This window comes from Niallia nealsonii (genome assembly GCF_002835805.1).
Taxonomy (GTDB): Bacteria; Bacillota; Bacilli; order Bacillales; family Cytobacillaceae; genus Niallia; species Niallia nealsonii.
This window is the reverse complement of sequence record NZ_PISE01000027.1, coordinates 28,735-43,413: the sequence shown is the minus strand read 5'-3', so window position 1 is coordinate 43,413 and position 14,679 is coordinate 28,735. Positions and strand designations below refer to the sequence as shown.

Sequence of the window (14,679 nt, the reverse complement as noted above, 5' to 3'; positions counted from 1 at the left end):
TGACGGTGCTGAAAAGCCCGTTAAATAGAAATAAAAAAGAGGCTATCCCCATTAGGATAACCTCTTTTGCTAGTAGCGTTATATTAGAATGTGTGTGCTAAATCTTTTGCTCTTGCAATTCCATTTTCTTTGATTTCTTGCGCTTTATCTGGCTGTGCATTATGACCTTCGATAAATAATCCTTCAAATGAAGGTACTCCAAAGAAGTTCATGATAATGCTTAAATATTTATGGCCCATTTCCAATTCAGCTGCAGGACCTTCTGAATAGAAGCCTCCGCGTGCTTGAATGTGAAGCGCCTTTTTGTCTGTTAATAATCCAATAGGACCTTCTGCAGTATATTTAAACGTTTTACCTGCAACTGCTACAGAATCAAGATATGCTTTCATTACTGGAGGGAATGAAAAGTTCCAAAGTGGTGTAACAAATACATATTTATCTGCTCCAACAAATTGATCACTTAATTGGCCAAGGCGTGAAACTTTTGCTTGTTCCTCTGCAGATAATGCATCAAATGCACTGCCTGATTGAAGTTTTCCCCAGCCGCTGAAAACATCTGCATCAATATGCGGAATATTTTCTTTATACAAATCAATTGCAACAATTTCATCGTTTGGATTTACTGTTTTGTATTCTTCAATAAAAGCTTTCCCTGCTGCCATACTGAAAGAAGCAGTTTCATCATGTGGATGTGCTGTAATGTATAATACTTTTGCCAAAATAATCTCCCTTTCTTTTGTTAATCCGAACTCTTTTTATTTTATCTCTTTTATAAGAAATTACTCTACCTTTTAAAAGAGATAGTTTGATAACAAAAATTATCGGATTAAATATCTCTAAATAATATATCTTTAATTCAATATAAATTTACACAAATTTCGACAACTTGTCAACTATTTTTGCCAATCCCCTCCTTTTTAAATTTTTTTATCTATTATGGTTTTATAGCTGCTAGGTATGGGTATATAAATAACTCCCCGGCTTAGGCATACATTATTACAATAAAATAAAGCTATTGAATAGAATCCTCCATATAATCCAAATTTTATTCCAAACTATTTGTTGTGAAAAAATGTTTTATTTGTTAGAGAATTTTATTATAAAATTGTGCAACCTAATGTTATCAATTTCTTTATTTCTTGGTGTAATTTTATGAATGTATGTCCTAAAAAATATTAATTTAGGAGGTGCTTTTATTGTTAAAGATGGAAAATGTATCTAAAACATATAAAGGCGGAAAAAATGCAGTAAACAATATTAATCTAGAAATCCAAAAAGGAGAATTCATTTGTTTTATCGGTCCAAGCGGCTGCGGAAAAACGACTACAATGAAAATGATTAACCGTTTAATTGAACCCTCTGGTGGAGCAATCTATATTAACGGCGAAAATATCCTTCATAAAAATCCAGTTGAATTAAGACGCCACATCGGTTACGTCATCCAATCTATCGGTCTTTTTCCGCATATGACTATATCAGAAAATATTACCCTTGTGCCTAAACTATTAAAATGGAAGGAAAATAAACGCCAAGAAAAAGCAAAAGAACTGCTGAAGCTAGTAGATATGGGACCAGAATATCTAGACCGTTATCCACATGAACTAAGCGGAGGGCAGCAGCAAAGAATCGGTGTATTGCGTGCCCTTGCAGCTAATCCCCCTTTAATATTAATGGATGAACCCTTTGGAGCGCTCGACCCAATAACCAGGGATTCCTTACAAGAAGAGTTTAAAAACCTGCAAAAAACATTAGACAAAACAATTGTGTTTGTTACACATGATATGGACGAAGCAATTAAATTGGCTGATCGTATTGTCATCCTAAGAGCTGGAGAAATTGTTCAAGTTGGCACACCTGACGAAATACTCCGAAATCCTAAAAACGAATTTGTGGAAGAATTTATAGGTAAAGAACGATTGATTCAAACAAGACCAAATGTCGAGCTTGTTAAGCAAATTATGAATAAAAACCCTATTTCTATTACTGAAGATAAATCTTTATCTGATGCGATTGCCTTAATGAAAGAAAAGCGAGTGGATTCTTTATTAGTCATTGATGAGGATAATCAATTAAAAGGATATGTAGACATCGAAACAATTGATGAAAACCGAAAAAAAGCATCTACAATTAAAGATTTGCTAATAACTGATTTATATAAAGTGCAGGCTGACACACTGATACGAGACACCGTCCAAAAAATTCTAAAACGTGGTGTTAAATATGTGCCAGTTGTTGACGAAGCGAATCATCTTGTTGGAATTGTAACAAGAGCTTCTTTAGTTGATATTGTTTATGACAGTATTTGGGGAACTGAAGATGCGCTAATCACAACCAATTCTTAAGAGGTGAAAATATGACTACACTAATTGAATTTCTGCAAACAAACTGGCTGGAAACATTGTATAAGGCATGGGAACATCTATATATTAGTTTAATTGCCGTTTTATTAGGCATAGCGGTAGCAATTCCCCTTGGCATCGTGCTGACCCGCATGAAAAAAGGAGCAGGTTTTGTAATTGGAATTGTCAATATTGTTCAAACCTTTCCTAGTTTAGCAGTGCTTGCCTTTTTTATACCCTTTTTAGGTGTCGGCAAACTGCCTGCCATCATTGCCTTGTTTTTCTATTCAGTCTTGCCGATTTTGCGCAATACCTATACTGGCATTAAAGATGTAAATCCAAACCTTTTGGAATCTGGAAAAGGTCTTGGCATGACCAATTGGGAAAGAATATTTTTAGTTGAACTGCCTTTGTCTCTTCCTGTAATTATGGCAGGAATAAGAACTTCTTCTGTATATTTGATTGGTTGGGCAACGTTAGCTTCCTTTATCGGCGGTGGCGGTTTAGGGGACTATATTTTCATCGGATTAAATCTATATCAGCCAGCCTATATTATTTTCGGGGCGGTACCTGTTACAATCATGGCTGTTTTAATAGACCATCTATTCGCAAAAATTGAACACAAAGTAACACCTAAAGCAATCAAAGGGATAAAGGAAACTGTTTAAGGAGTGGAAACATGAAATCGAAAATAACAGCAAAAGTACGGGTGTTAGGCATTTTTATTTTCTTTGTGCTATTAAGCGGATGTTCCCTTCCTGGATTAAGTTCATCTTCTGAAGACACAATCAAAATTGGTGCACAAAGCATGACGGAATCAGAAATTATCGCTAATATGATTAGTCAGCTCCTAGAACGAAACACCGACTATCATACGACAATCATAAAAAATCTCGGCAGCAATTTTGTTCAACAAAAAGCAATGGAAAGCGGAGATGTTGATATTGCAGCAACACGTTATACTGGTACAGATTTAACTAGTGTACTTAGTCAAAAAGTGGAAAAAAATCCAGAAAAAGCATTAAAAATAGTTCAGGAACAATTCCATAAACAGTATGGCTACAAATTTTTTGATTCTTATGGATTTGAAAATACGTATGCATTCACTGTTACAAAAAAACTTGCTGAAGAAAATCACTATGAAAAGATTTCTGATTTAAAAAATGATGCTAATAATCTAAGTCTTGGCGTCGACAATGCTTGGCTAAAAAGAGAAGGTGACGGATATGAAGGATTTATCGATACATATGGATTTGAATTTGGCAATACCTATCCTATGCAAATAGGACTTGTGTATGATGCTGTTAAAAATAGAAAAATGGATATTGTTTTAGCTTATTCTTCCGACGGGCGCATTAAAGCATATGATTTGCAGCTTTTAGAAGATGACAAAAACTATTTTCCGCCATATGATTGTGCGCCGGTAGTAAATGAAAAAATTTTAGAAAAGTATCCTGAGATAGAAGCACATCTGCAAAAGTTAATTGGAACTATTACTACAGAAAAAATGCAAGAATTAAATTATGAAGTGGATGGCAATTTAAAAGAACCTTCCGTTGTAGCAAAAGATTTTTTACAAGAAAATCATTATTTTGATTAAAAAGGAGGTACTATAATGGAAGTATTACAGCAGTTGGGAACATACTACAGCCAAAATGGATCTTATGTTCTATATGAATTTTACCGTCATTTTTTAATGTCCATTTACGGTGTATTATTTGCCAGCATTATCGCTATTCCCCTTGGAATCTTTATTGCGAAATATCGCAAGTTAAGCTCCTGGATATTCTCTATTACCAATGTAATCCAGACCATTCCCGCCCTTGCCATGCTTGCTATTTTAATGCTTGTAATAGGGCTTGGTACAAATACCGTCATTGTCTCTTTATTCCTTTATTCCCTGCTTCCTATTCTCCGCAATACGTATGTAGGCATAACAAGTATTGAGCACGCTTATTTGGAATCGGGAAAAGCGATGGGAATGACAAAATCCCAAGTATTATGGATGGTTGAGCTGCCGTTATCATTGTCTGTTATAATGGCAGGATTACGAACAGCTTTAGTTATCGCTATTGGAATTACCGCTGTTGGAACATTTGTTGGAGCCGGTGGATTAGGAGATATTATTGTTCGGGGTACGAATGCAACAAATGGAACAGCCATTATTCTAGCAGGAGCGATACCGACCGCTCTAATGGCAGTAATCGCTGACTTGGCACTCGGATTCCTTGAGAAGATATTATCACCTGTCAAAACGAAAAAAATACCACAATTGCACTAATTACACCATTGCATAACGAATAAAAAGGATAAAGAGCGAAATTCCATTCTCTCTTTATCCTTTTTATCTCCTGCAAATGGTAGAAGAGAATACATATACTTTTAATTTTTTCTCTCTTCCGCCCCACAGAGCATATCCTTTTCACCAATTAATGGAAGAGTATAGATAAAAGATCCCATCAAAGACCGGCATCCCTTTTAATAAAGGATACATCCATTGCCCCTTCTATCCTGTTACCAATACAACTATTAATATGTACCATTAATTAGCTAAATCCCGTGCCAATTACTTCATTCATATTATGAACCGTAACAAATGCTTGTCGATCGACTTGGCTAATGTATTTTTTTAGCTTAACATAATCTTTTCTTTCTAAAATAATGGTAATTACTTTTTTGCTATGATTGGTAAAAGCTCCTTTTGCAGTATGGATGGTTGCACTTTTTTGAAGATGGTGAATGATATATTCTTGAATTTGATCACATTTTTCACTAATAACCACCACTTCTTTTGCAATATTAAATTGGCTGGTGAAATAGTCAATCACAATTCCTCTTAAAAAAATGCCGAAACATGCATATAATCCTTTATCAATCCCGAAGGCAAATACAGCCAATAAACTAATGAGGCAATCAGCCATAAGCACCGCTTTGCCGATATCAATCGCAAAATATTTATTTAAAATCATCGCAATCAGATCCATTCCGCCAGTAGATGCATTTTGCTTAAAAACTACCACTAAGCCGAGACCTGCAATTATTGTTCCCATTACCAGCTGCAATAATAAATCCTCGCTAAACCCTTTAGACATAGGATAAAAGTGATCCATTATCCAAACGAAAAATGTCAATAAGAAGCTTGCATAAATCGTTTTTGCACCAAATTGAAAACCTAAGAAAATAAATCCAATAATAAATAAAATAAGATTTAATGAAAGCATAACCGCTCCAAGAGAAAGATCAGGAAAAAAGGCATGAAGCACAATGCTTAATCCTCCTAATCCACCTGAAGCAAAATGATTTGGCTCCATAAAAAAATGAATATTTACAGCAATTAAAAATACGCCTGTATGCAATAAAAATAAATTCCCTATGATTTTAGTACTTATTTTCTTCTTCATTTATTTTTCCCAGTCAACAGATAAATCCGAAGCTATCGGCTTTTCCATCCATTGTTTTACTTGCTTTCTATCCATTGTTTTTCCTAGTGTCCACATTAATTTCGCCACAATTGCTTCTGTATTCATATCCGCAGATAAAATAATATCATACTGCGCCACTTTTCTGCCAACTTCATATAAATACAAATCTTGCCCTTCTTCTAGACATTGAGTAGAGATAGTCACCGCTACTCCTGCCTGAACCAATTCCTGCAATTTTGGCAATAAATTTCTTTCTTCAAAAGGCAAACCGCCATTTCCAAAGCTCTCAATAATTACTCCCTTATAAACTGTTTTTAGATAATCAAAAATTTCCGGTTTTGTACCTGGATGAAGTTTTAATAAAAACACATCTGGACAAAGACTTGTATCTACTTTCAAGCTGCTGCTATTCGTTTGACTTGGCTTCCAATAATAGTTAATTGTTTTTTCCTGAATGCTAGCAACATAAGGATGATTGATGCTTTCAAATGCATCATAACTTTTTGTTCTCATCTTAACAGCTCTCGTGCCAATAATCACTCTTCCATCAAAGACAACAAATACACCGCCAATATCCTCCATCGCAAAGCGAATACTGTCTGATACATTCTTCTTTGCATCCGTTTGTTTAAAGCTGATTGGAACTTGAGATCCTGTGATAACAACTGGTTTCTTGAGATTTTGCAGCATATAACTTAAAGCAGCAGAAGTATATGCCAACGTATCTGTACCGTGTGTTATAACAAAACCATCATATTGGTCATAGTTTTCCGCAATCGCTTCAGCCATCCCCACCCAATGTTCTGGTTGCATATTTGTACTGTCTCGATTCATCAAGATTTTACATGTCACATCAACCGTTCGAGAATCGTCATCAAAATATTGCAGCAAATCCTCAGCTGATAATCCTGGAACAAGTCCCTCTTCTCCTTCTACAGATGCAATCGTTCCTCCTGTAGCAAGCAATAATAACTTCTTCATATGTCTCCCCCTATTCCCCTACTACTAAAGTATGCGAATCGCGTTCTATTTTAGTTGTATTATAGTACTATTCCTATAAACAAAGCAATACCTGTATTCAAAACGCGCACTTTTTTCTTTTAAAAAAATATTTTCCATGCTATACTTCTGTTTATAATAGATTGGAGTGGGGATTATTGCTAAAAACATTACAAGAATTGCGAAAAAAGAAAAATTGGTCACAGCAAGAAACTGCTGATATGCTAGGCATTGCCAAAAGTACATACGCAGGCTATGAATCAGGCTACCGTGAACCTTCATTACGTGCATTAATACAGATTGCCGACTTATTTAATGTATCGATTGACTATATTTTAAATCGAACATCACCTGCTTCTATTATAGAATTAACTTCAGTGGATTCTATTTCTTTGACAGTCGATCAACAGCCTTTATCAACCGATGAAATCAACAATCTCATTGCCTTTACAAGGATAAAAAGAGGACTATAACACAGAAATAAGGTAAACAAAATATAAGGACTGACAAAAAAAGACTGCTCCCCAAATAAAAGCAGGTATTTTTGTTGCTTCTGCCAGTGCGGTAGCATCTCCAGCATTTCTTCTATGTTTGATGCTCAAATTAAAAATAACAAATGCTGTTAAAACCGATTGAACTAATATAATACAGCTTAAAAAAATGCTGACATGCTGTAAAATCACTGGCTTATCATAATAAAAAATCCAGAAATTAAAAACCAAAAAGGATATAGTCCAAAATAAACCATATAAATTTCTTACCCATAGCACAAGAGCTATACAGGCAACACAAGTAAAAATACAAAGGATGGCAATATAGTACTCTTTCTTTAGCAAATAAAATAAACCATAGGCTGTTACTGAAGATCCCGTATACCCCATATATGCAATAAAGATACGACCAATCCATGAATCTGTCTGTGTTAAGGCTGTTCCAGAAGCATCTCTATTCAAGTTAATTTTATGCACGAGCCTAAATTTCCGCCCCGAAATTATTGCTGCAAGTACATGCCAAACTTCATGAATCAACGTATTAACTATGGCAATGTATCGCCCTACAATAGGAAGAAAAGAGCAGACTGCTGCCATAATGATATAAAAATATACTAACTTCCAAATTCCCATTCTATCTCCTCTAATCTTTTTATACTTCTCTCCATCTTAATACACAAATATGAAAAATATGTGAAAGTAAATCAGCGTAACAAAAATGTTTAGTTATTTTCACTATTTCCTTTTCTCTTTCTTTTTAACATGCAAAATGGAGCTGTAAACACTCCTTTCTTTAAAGAGAATGTTTACAGCTCCATTATAGATAGCTTTTATTATTTTAAATGTTTGATTTTTAGATCAATCGATGTTCTTTCCTTCGCTTCTTTAATTTCTTCTGGAATTCCAGCAGCAATTACGCCCACTATGTCATAATCTGTCGGCACTTGCAGAACCTGTTTTCCTTTTGGAGAAGCTCCAACAGAACTCCAAAATGTTCCTACACCATTTTCCCATGCAAGGAGCATAAAGTTTTGCAAAAAACATGCAACAGCGGCGAGATTTTCCTCTCTTTCTAACTCATTTCTGCCTTTATGACTCAATATCGAAAAAAGTACAGGAGCATTTCCAAAATTCAACTTATGATTTAATTCAGCTCTTGTTTCAGAACCAATAAAAACAATTTCCCAAGGTTCTGTCAGTTTATGATTTGGTGCATAAGCAGCAGTCTGGAGCCATTGTTTCACTTTTTCTCCATCAATGCTTTCTTCTTTAAACTTCTTAATTGTACGGCGATTTTTAATAACTTCTGAAAGATTCATCCTTTTTCCTCCTCTAATCTATGTATCTATTGCATACATAAAACTTATACGAAAGATACCAATTATCCTGCTTTTATTTTTTTCTTAACAAAATATAAGAAATTATTGCACAAAGTCCTGCTCCTAATATAACACTAGTCATGGATAAAGTAGATTCATTTCCCAAAAGGCCAACAAGGGGAGACACCAAACCACCCATTAATAAACTTAACACGCCAAGCAAAGCAGAAGCACTTCCTGCATTTTTCCCTTGTGTCTGCATCGCTAGCGTAAATCCTGTTGTCGTTACTACACCAACGCTTGATACAACAAAAAATAATGGAACTAAATGCCATAATAATCCTGCATTCAAAAGACTTGCAATTACTAAGCAAATACCGCTGACTACATTTATCATAAGACCAATAACAAACAATCTTTTTTCTTCTATCCTCCCTGCAATGCGTCCTGTGATTTGTGTTGCCAACACAATGCCAAGACCATTCACTGCAAAAATCAGGCTATATATTTGTGGGGAAGCACCAAATATATCTTGCACCACAAATGGTGAACCAGATATATAAGAAAACATGCTTGCCATAACAAACCCTTGAGCTAGTGCATATCCCAAAAAGCCGCGATCTGCCAAAATTCGTTTAAATGTCACCAATGTATTGCCTAAACCGCCAGGTACTCTTTTTTCTGCCGATAATGTTTCGGGCAAATAAAATCGGACAGAAATAAACATGATCAGTCCAATTAATGATAACAAGATAAAAATGCCTTGCCATGTACCAAATCGCAGAAATTGCCCTCCCAATACCGGAGCCAAAATCGGGGCAGCGCCATTTACTAAAGCAATGAGCGCAAAAAACTTCGTTAATTCTGTTCCACTATATAAATCCCTTACGACTGCTCTTGAAATAACAATTCCAGCAGACCCAGCAATTCCTTGCAGCAATCGCAGAAAAATTAAGGAATAAATAGAAGGACTAAATACACATAGCAAAGATGTGATCATATAAAGAATTAATCCAACAAGCAAGGGCAAACGTCTGCCAATACTGTCACTTAATGGACCTGCCACTAATTGCCCCCCTGCCAAACCAATCAGAAAAAAAGATAAACTAAGCTGAGCTAGACCGCTTGTTGTATGAAACTCTGCTGCTAATGATGGCAATGCTGGCAAATACATATCAATAGATAAAGGGCCAAAGGCAGCAAGAGATCCTAAAATTAAAATCATCGATAACCGATTATGCTTCTGCTCTGCTACAAGTGATGTACTTTTCACGAACCAATTATCCTCTCTTCTTTATATAACTTTTATTTTATTATCATACATTACTAGTTCCGAAATTTCTATGTAAAAAAACCAAGTAGTTCGTTTTAAATAACTTCTTGCTCTTATATTTCGTCTCTTTTATAAATTTCTAACTGCCAGCTTCCTGCCATATTAGGCTGCACGTAAAATTCTTTTCCCCAACTAAAAAAATAGACTTGTTTACTATAGAAAGAAAAGGGTAGATAAAAAATAGAACAAAGTCTATCGATAGAAAGGTTGATTGGTTGGTATGAATGAAAATAAAGTTGCCATCATTACAGGATCTGGGCAAGGAATCGGTAAAGGAATTGCAGAACGCCTTGGTAAAGATGGATTTACCATCGTTATCAGTGATATAAATGAAGAAAGTGCTAATAGAACATCTCTAGAATTAATCGAAAAAGGGATAGAAAGCAGCTCCTTTGTTGCCAATGTAAGCAAAAAAGAAGATTTAGTTTCCTTAGTAGATCAAACAGTAGAAAAATATGGGAATGTTGATGTGTTTGTCAACAATGCAGGCATTGATCAAGTTGACTCCATTTTAAATATAACAGAAGAAGATTTACAGCGAATATTTCAAATTAATGTTTTTGGAACATTATTCGGTATTCAAGCAGCTGCTGTTCAAATGAAAAAACAAGGTACAGGGGGAAAAATCATTAATGCATGCAGTATTGCAGGACACCGGGCATATAGTTTATTAGGTGCCTACTCTGCAACAAAATTCGCTGTAAAAGCATGGACACAAACAGCAGCACAAGAATTAGCTTCCTCTAAAATCACAGTAAATGCTTATTGCCCTGGCATTGTCGGCACAAGCATGTGGGATCGCATTGATGAAGGAATGGGTGAATACATGGGGCTTGAAAAAGGGCAGGCATTTGAAAAGTTTGCAGAAGGAATCACTTTAGGCAGAACCCAAGAACCAGCTGATGTAGCCAATTTTGTTTCATATTTGGCATCACCTGATTCTGACTATATGACAGGACAAGCTGTATTAATTGATGGAGGCATACTTTTTGGCTGAATAGTTTTTTAGAATCCTAGAATTAAAATCAACTGAGTTTATTTCCCATCACCTTTTATAATAGGAGATGAACTTGCTCACTAATAAACAAAACCCCGAATTCCTTTCAAAAAGAATTTCGGGGTTTGTTATGACTATTTTTTTAAATGATATGGCACGGTAGTAACAATAACATTCCTGCGATAAAGCAAATGTGCTTTCAGCAGCAAACTGGATTGATTATGCAAAATGTTATGCCAACTTTTTTTGGTAATAAATTGTGGAACAATAACAGTAACGCTATTTCGATGCTCTTCTCCTTTTTCTTCAATAACATCAATAAATCTTCTTAATGGACGAATCAAACTTCTATATTGTGAATGCAACGTTACTAAGCGAATATCTGGTCTGTATGCATTCCACTTCTCTTCCATTTTCTTCTCGCTTTCCCGATCAAATGCCACATATACTGCTATTACTGTATCTCCTACTGTTTCAGCATACGCTAAAGAATTTTCCACTACTTTTGTAATACCTGCAACAGGAAGAATAACAATATTTCCTTTCAATTTCTCTCGACGATACGCTCCCTCAATCCGCAATTGGTTAGCAACATCATTATAATGTGCATTTATTTTATGAAAAATAATTACAATAATCGGCAAAAATACAAACACTGGCCAAACTTGTGGGAATTTCGTTGTAAACAAAATGATTAATACAGTAAATGTTATGAGCGCCCCAACTAGATTAACGCTTAATTTCAGCTGCCAGCCTGAAGGTTTTTCTTTTGCCCATTTTCTAATCATGCCACTTTGAGATAAAGTGAACGGAATAAACACTCCTACCGCATACAACGGAATCAGCATTTCAGTGTGTCCCTCAAAAAGAATAATTAGTAAGATGGAAGCTGCTCCTAATGTAACAATGCCGTTTGAATAGCCAAGCCTATCTCCGCGAATAGTAAAAATTCTTGGCATGTATTTATCGGTAGCCAAGTTTACAGCAAGCAGCGGAAATGCTGCAAATCCTGTATTGGCTGCCAATACCAAAATAAGAGCTGTTGTTACTTGAATAAAATAATAAAAGAAATTCCTTCCAAATACTGTTGAAGCAATTTGTGATACTACTGTCTCTTCTGCTTTCGGAGATATACCATACCAAAAAGCTAAAAATGTAATGCCAGAGAATAATACCGCAAGAATAATTCCCATCATTGTTAATGTGCGAACCGCATTTTTTGCGCTTGGTTCTTTAAAACTTGGAACTGCATTGGAAATAGCTTCAACACCTGTTAATGCAGAACATCCAGAAGAAAAAGCCTTTAACAATAAAAATAAGCTTATCCCTGGAACCGCTGTACCAATTGGTGTATGTAAGCTTTCTGGCACTTGTCCATTGAGCACATCCCATAACCCTTTTCCAAGCAAAATAATTAAAGCTAACACAAATAAATAAACCGGATAGGCTAGTACTGAAGCTGATTCTGTAATTCCCCTTAAATTTAATATCGTAATAAATAAAACAAGTAAACAAGCAATTGGAACATTATATCCATGTAAACCTGGAAATGCAGAGGTAATGGCATCTGTTCCTGCAGAAATGCTAACTGCAACGGTTAAAATATAATCAACCAGCAAAGACCCGCCAGCAATCAATCCTGCATTTTCCCCTAGGTTTTTTTTAGAAACAATATAGGCTCCCCCACCTTTTGGGTAAGCATATATAATTTGCCGATAAGACAAAATCAAAGCAGTCAATAGCACTAAAATGCCGACAGCAATCGGAATGGAATACCAATAGGCAAGAAAACCGATTCCTGCAAGCACAATCAAAATTTGTTCTGTACCATAAGCAACAGAGGACAATGCATCTGAGGAAAGAATGGCCAATGCTTTTAATTTGTTTATTTTTTGATCTCCTAATTCTCTTGTTTTTAACGGTTTGCCGATTACTACTCTTTTAACAACCGATCTATTCACAATAGTTTCCTCCAGTTAGTAACTAAAAATTTACCTGCTTGACCTATTAGACATTATTAGTATGTGTAATCTGCTAAATTCATTTCTAAAATCTCCTTTTATTTTTATGCACGACAAAAAAACCACAGAGGAAAACCTCCGCGGCCTTTAAATTGCATAATGGCAGAGTCACTTCCTCTCTCTAGAACGCTTACGGAGTTAGCTGTCGGATTCGGGCAGAAAGAGAGTTTGCCCTACCTTTTTAAAAGGATTCACCCCAAGTGCAAAACACTGCACTAACATAATTGGTTCCCCCGCTCCATATGGATTAAGCGATAAAGAAATATATTATTTACTATGGGATGATCATACTCCTTGCCATATTGAAAGTAAAGGGAACAAAAATAGAAAAAAAGATCATAAAACAGGAAAAAAGGCGATAAGAGCTTAATTACATGGCATTAGTTGATCAAATCTCATCATTTCATGGAAAATCTGCTATTTTGCTCTAATCTTCAAGAAAAAGACATTTTTTTAAAACTTTTTATGTATGGGAAAAGGAAAAATAGATGGGGTAAGAAAACAGACTTTTTTATAAAAAAAGATGTCATTTAGGTGCTATAAAAGCACCTAAATGACATCTTAAATATGGATTAATAAGCTAAGCTGAATAATCCTTTAATATGTGTTAAGTAGCGAACATTACTTGCTTCTTTCATTAAAGTAGCAGATAATCCTTTAAGCGGTGTGTTGCTTCCGCCTACGATTGCCACACCGTCTTTGCGTCCAAGGCTAGCAAGTGTTCCTGAATTAACTGGGCTGAATGTTTCTTGTGTTTTGCCTTCAAGATATGCAAACAAGTTGTAGCCAATTAATTCACCCATTTGCCAAGCGATTTGTGCAGTTGGCGGGTATGGACGACCATCTGCTGCAAAGTATACAGCACTATCTCCAGCAACAAATACTTCAGGATGTGATGTAGATTGCAAGAAATCGTTTACTGTTGCACGACCACGGTTTACTTCTAAACCAGATGCGCCAACAAGTGGATTTCCTTGTACTCCGCCAGTCCATACAAATGTATTTGTAACAATTTTTTGTCCATCTTTTAAGTCTACTACGTTTCCAGCAACATTCGTTACAGCTAGACCTGTTAAGAATGTTACGCCGCGTGCTTCTAAGCTTTGAGTAGCACGTTGAATTAAATCATCTGGAAGAACAGGAAGAATTTTTGGACCTGCTTCTACTAGCAATAATTTAATTTCTTTATAGTCGACGCCATATTTTTTTGTCATTGCAGGCAAGATGTCAGCAAGTTCGCCAACAAGCTCAACACCAGTTAAGCCGCCTCCGCCGATTAAGATAGTAGCATCTTCAGCCTTTTTCGTTTTTGAATATTCGCGAATGCGATCTTCCACATGACGGAAGATTTTATTTGCTTCTTCAGCAGATTTTAATGTCATGCTGTTTTCTTCTAATCCCGGGATTCCAAAGTATGCAGTAATACTTCCTAATGCAACAACTAGTGCATCATAAGTAAGTTTAGTACCGTCTGCCAATACTACTTCTTTATTATCTACAGAAAAAGATTCTACTGTTGCAATTTTTAAATCAATATCTTTCCCTTTAAGCAATTTCTCAAGAGGCATTGCAACCGCTTGCTCAGAAATATTTCCAGCCGCAAGACGATGCAGTTCCGTAATAATTTGGTGTGTTGAGAATTTGTTAATTACAGTCACTTTAGCTTGTTCTTTTGAATAATATTTGCGTACATTTTGAGCTGCTAAAAGTCCACCGTATCCAGCACCTAAAATAACAATATGTTTTGACATAGTATAT

The 14,679-nt window shown here is 35.6% G+C and carries 14 protein-coding genes and 1 riboswitch; of the genes, 6 read left to right on the top strand and 8 right to left on the bottom strand.

The features are described from left to right. Nucleotides 1–83: 83 nt before the first annotated feature. On the bottom strand, nt 84–719 hold the full coding sequence (locus CWS01_RS13025; RefSeq protein WP_101177639.1) for an FMN-dependent NADH-azoreductase: 636 nt from the start codon (nt 717–719) through the stop codon (nt 84–86). Nucleotides 720–1,196: 477 nt separating this feature from the next. On the opposite strand from CWS01_RS13025, the gene CWS01_RS13020 reads away from it, so the two are divergent. From CWS01_RS13020 to CWS01_RS13005, 4 genes are read left to right on the top strand one after another with little or no spacing between them, the layout of a single operon-like run. Continuing rightward, a complete protein-coding gene (locus CWS01_RS13020; RefSeq protein WP_101177638.1) occupies nt 1,197–2,342 on the top strand; it encodes a betaine/proline/choline family ABC transporter ATP-binding protein in 1,146 nt (381 codons plus the stop codon). A gap of 11 nt (nt 2,343–2,353) precedes the next feature. After that, on the top strand, nt 2,354–3,007 hold the full coding sequence (locus CWS01_RS13015) for an ABC transporter permease (protein ID WP_101177637.1): 654 nt from the start codon (nt 2,354–2,356) through the stop codon (nt 3,005–3,007). Nucleotides 3,008–3,018: 11 nt separating this feature from the next. Next, entirely contained in the window at nt 3,019–3,939 is a 921-nt protein-coding gene (locus tag CWS01_RS13010; protein ID WP_101177636.1) for an osmoprotectant ABC transporter substrate-binding protein, read from the top strand. A gap of 15 nt (nt 3,940–3,954) precedes the next feature. Continuing rightward, nucleotides 3,955–4,620 carry an ABC transporter permease gene (locus CWS01_RS13005; RefSeq protein WP_101177635.1) on the top strand — a complete coding sequence of 222 codons (666 nt, stop codon included), beginning with the start codon at nt 3,955–3,957 and terminating at the stop codon, nt 4,618–4,620. 265 nt (nt 4,621–4,885) lie between these two features. Here the strand turns inward: CWS01_RS13005 and CWS01_RS13000 are convergent, their stop codons facing one another. Beyond that, nucleotides 4,886–5,740, bottom strand: coding sequence for a YitT family protein (locus tag CWS01_RS13000; protein WP_101177634.1), 855 nt, complete (start codon nt 5,738–5,740; stop codon nt 4,886–4,888). Then, nucleotides 5,741–6,742 carry an asparaginase gene (locus CWS01_RS12995; RefSeq protein ID WP_101177633.1) on the bottom strand — a complete coding sequence of 334 codons (1,002 nt, stop codon included), beginning with the start codon at nt 6,740–6,742 and terminating at the stop codon, nt 5,741–5,743. 176 nt (nt 6,743–6,918) lie between these two features. Between CWS01_RS12995 and CWS01_RS12990 the strand changes: the two genes are divergently transcribed. Further along, nucleotides 6,919–7,233, top strand: coding sequence for a helix-turn-helix domain-containing protein (locus CWS01_RS12990; RefSeq protein ID WP_101177632.1), 315 nt, complete (start codon nt 6,919–6,921; stop codon nt 7,231–7,233). Here the strand turns inward: CWS01_RS12990 and CWS01_RS12985 are convergent. The 3 genes from CWS01_RS12985 to CWS01_RS12975 form a co-directional block, all read right to left on the bottom strand. After that, the gene (locus CWS01_RS12985; RefSeq protein WP_101177631.1) at nt 7,228–7,884 is read right to left on the bottom strand and encodes a M50 family metallopeptidase; all 657 of its coding nucleotides are present in this window, start codon (nt 7,882–7,884) and stop codon (nt 7,228–7,230) included. The two genes, CWS01_RS12990 and CWS01_RS12985, sit on opposite strands and share 6 nt — an antisense overlap. 200 nt (nt 7,885–8,084) lie before the next feature. Further along, a complete protein-coding gene (locus CWS01_RS12980; RefSeq protein ID WP_101177630.1) occupies nt 8,085–8,570 on the bottom strand; it encodes a nitroreductase family protein in 486 nt (161 codons plus the stop codon). Nucleotides 8,571–8,643: 73 nt separating this feature from the next. Continuing rightward, nucleotides 8,644–9,795, bottom strand: a complete 1,152-nt coding sequence (locus tag CWS01_RS12975; protein ID WP_101177692.1) for a multidrug effflux MFS transporter — start codon at nt 9,793–9,795, stop codon at nt 8,644–8,646. Nucleotides 9,796–10,123: 328 nt separating this feature from the next. On the opposite strand from CWS01_RS12975, the gene CWS01_RS12970 reads away from it, so the two are divergent. After that, nucleotides 10,124–10,900 carry an acetoin reductase gene (locus tag CWS01_RS12970; protein ID WP_101177629.1) on the top strand — a complete coding sequence of 259 codons (777 nt, stop codon included), beginning with the start codon at nt 10,124–10,126 and terminating at the stop codon, nt 10,898–10,900. A gap of 134 nt (nt 10,901–11,034) precedes the next feature. Here the strand turns inward: CWS01_RS12970 and CWS01_RS12965 are convergent, their stop codons facing one another. Both CWS01_RS12965 and CWS01_RS12960 read right to left on the bottom strand, forming a co-directional pair. Continuing rightward, nucleotides 11,035–12,861 carry an APC family permease gene (locus CWS01_RS12965; RefSeq protein WP_101177628.1) on the bottom strand — a complete coding sequence of 609 codons (1,827 nt, stop codon included), beginning with the start codon at nt 12,859–12,861 and terminating at the stop codon, nt 11,035–11,037. Between the two features lie 172 nt (nt 12,862–13,033). Next, nucleotides 13,034–13,185, bottom strand: a riboswitch (cyclic di-AMP (ydaO/yuaA leader). Between the two features lie 308 nt (nt 13,186–13,493). Next, nucleotides 13,494–14,672 (bottom strand): NAD(P)/FAD-dependent oxidoreductase, encoded by a 1,179-nt coding sequence (locus tag CWS01_RS12960; RefSeq protein ID WP_101177627.1) that lies wholly within the window; start codon nt 14,670–14,672, stop codon nt 13,494–13,496. Nucleotides 14,673–14,679 lie beyond the last annotated feature (7 nt).

Bases quoted from the DNA above. Each gene is read 5' to 3' on its own strand.
- CWS01_RS13000 (WP_101177634.1), bottom strand. From the start codon at position 5,740: ATGAAGAAGAAAATAAGTACTAAAATCATAGGGAATTTATTTTTATTG.
- CWS01_RS12985 (WP_101177631.1), bottom strand. From the start codon at position 7,884: ATGGGAATTTGGAAGTTAGTATATTTTTATATCATTATGGCAGCAGTC.
- CWS01_RS13015 (WP_101177637.1), top strand. From the start codon at position 2,354: ATGACTACACTAATTGAATTTCTGCAAACAAACTGGCTGGAAACATTG.
- CWS01_RS12975 (WP_101177692.1), bottom strand. From the start codon at position 9,795: ATGATTTTAATTTTAGGATCTCTTGCTGCCTTTGGCCCTTTATCTATT.
- CWS01_RS12960 (WP_101177627.1), bottom strand. From the start codon at position 14,672: ATGTCAAAACATATTGTTATTTTAGGTGCTGGATACGGTGGACTTTTA.
- CWS01_RS12995 (WP_101177633.1), bottom strand. From the start codon at position 6,742: ATGAAGAAGTTATTATTGCTTGCTACAGGAGGAACGATTGCATCTGTA.
- CWS01_RS12970 (WP_101177629.1), top strand. From the start codon at position 10,124: ATGAATGAAAATAAAGTTGCCATCATTACAGGATCTGGGCAAGGAATC.
- CWS01_RS12980 (WP_101177630.1), bottom strand. From the start codon at position 8,570: ATGAATCTTTCAGAAGTTATTAAAAATCGCCGTACAATTAAGAAGTTT.
- CWS01_RS13005 (WP_101177635.1), top strand. From the start codon at position 3,955: ATGGAAGTATTACAGCAGTTGGGAACATACTACAGCCAAAATGGATCT.
- CWS01_RS13010 (WP_101177636.1), top strand. From the start codon at position 3,019: ATGAAATCGAAAATAACAGCAAAAGTACGGGTGTTAGGCATTTTTATT.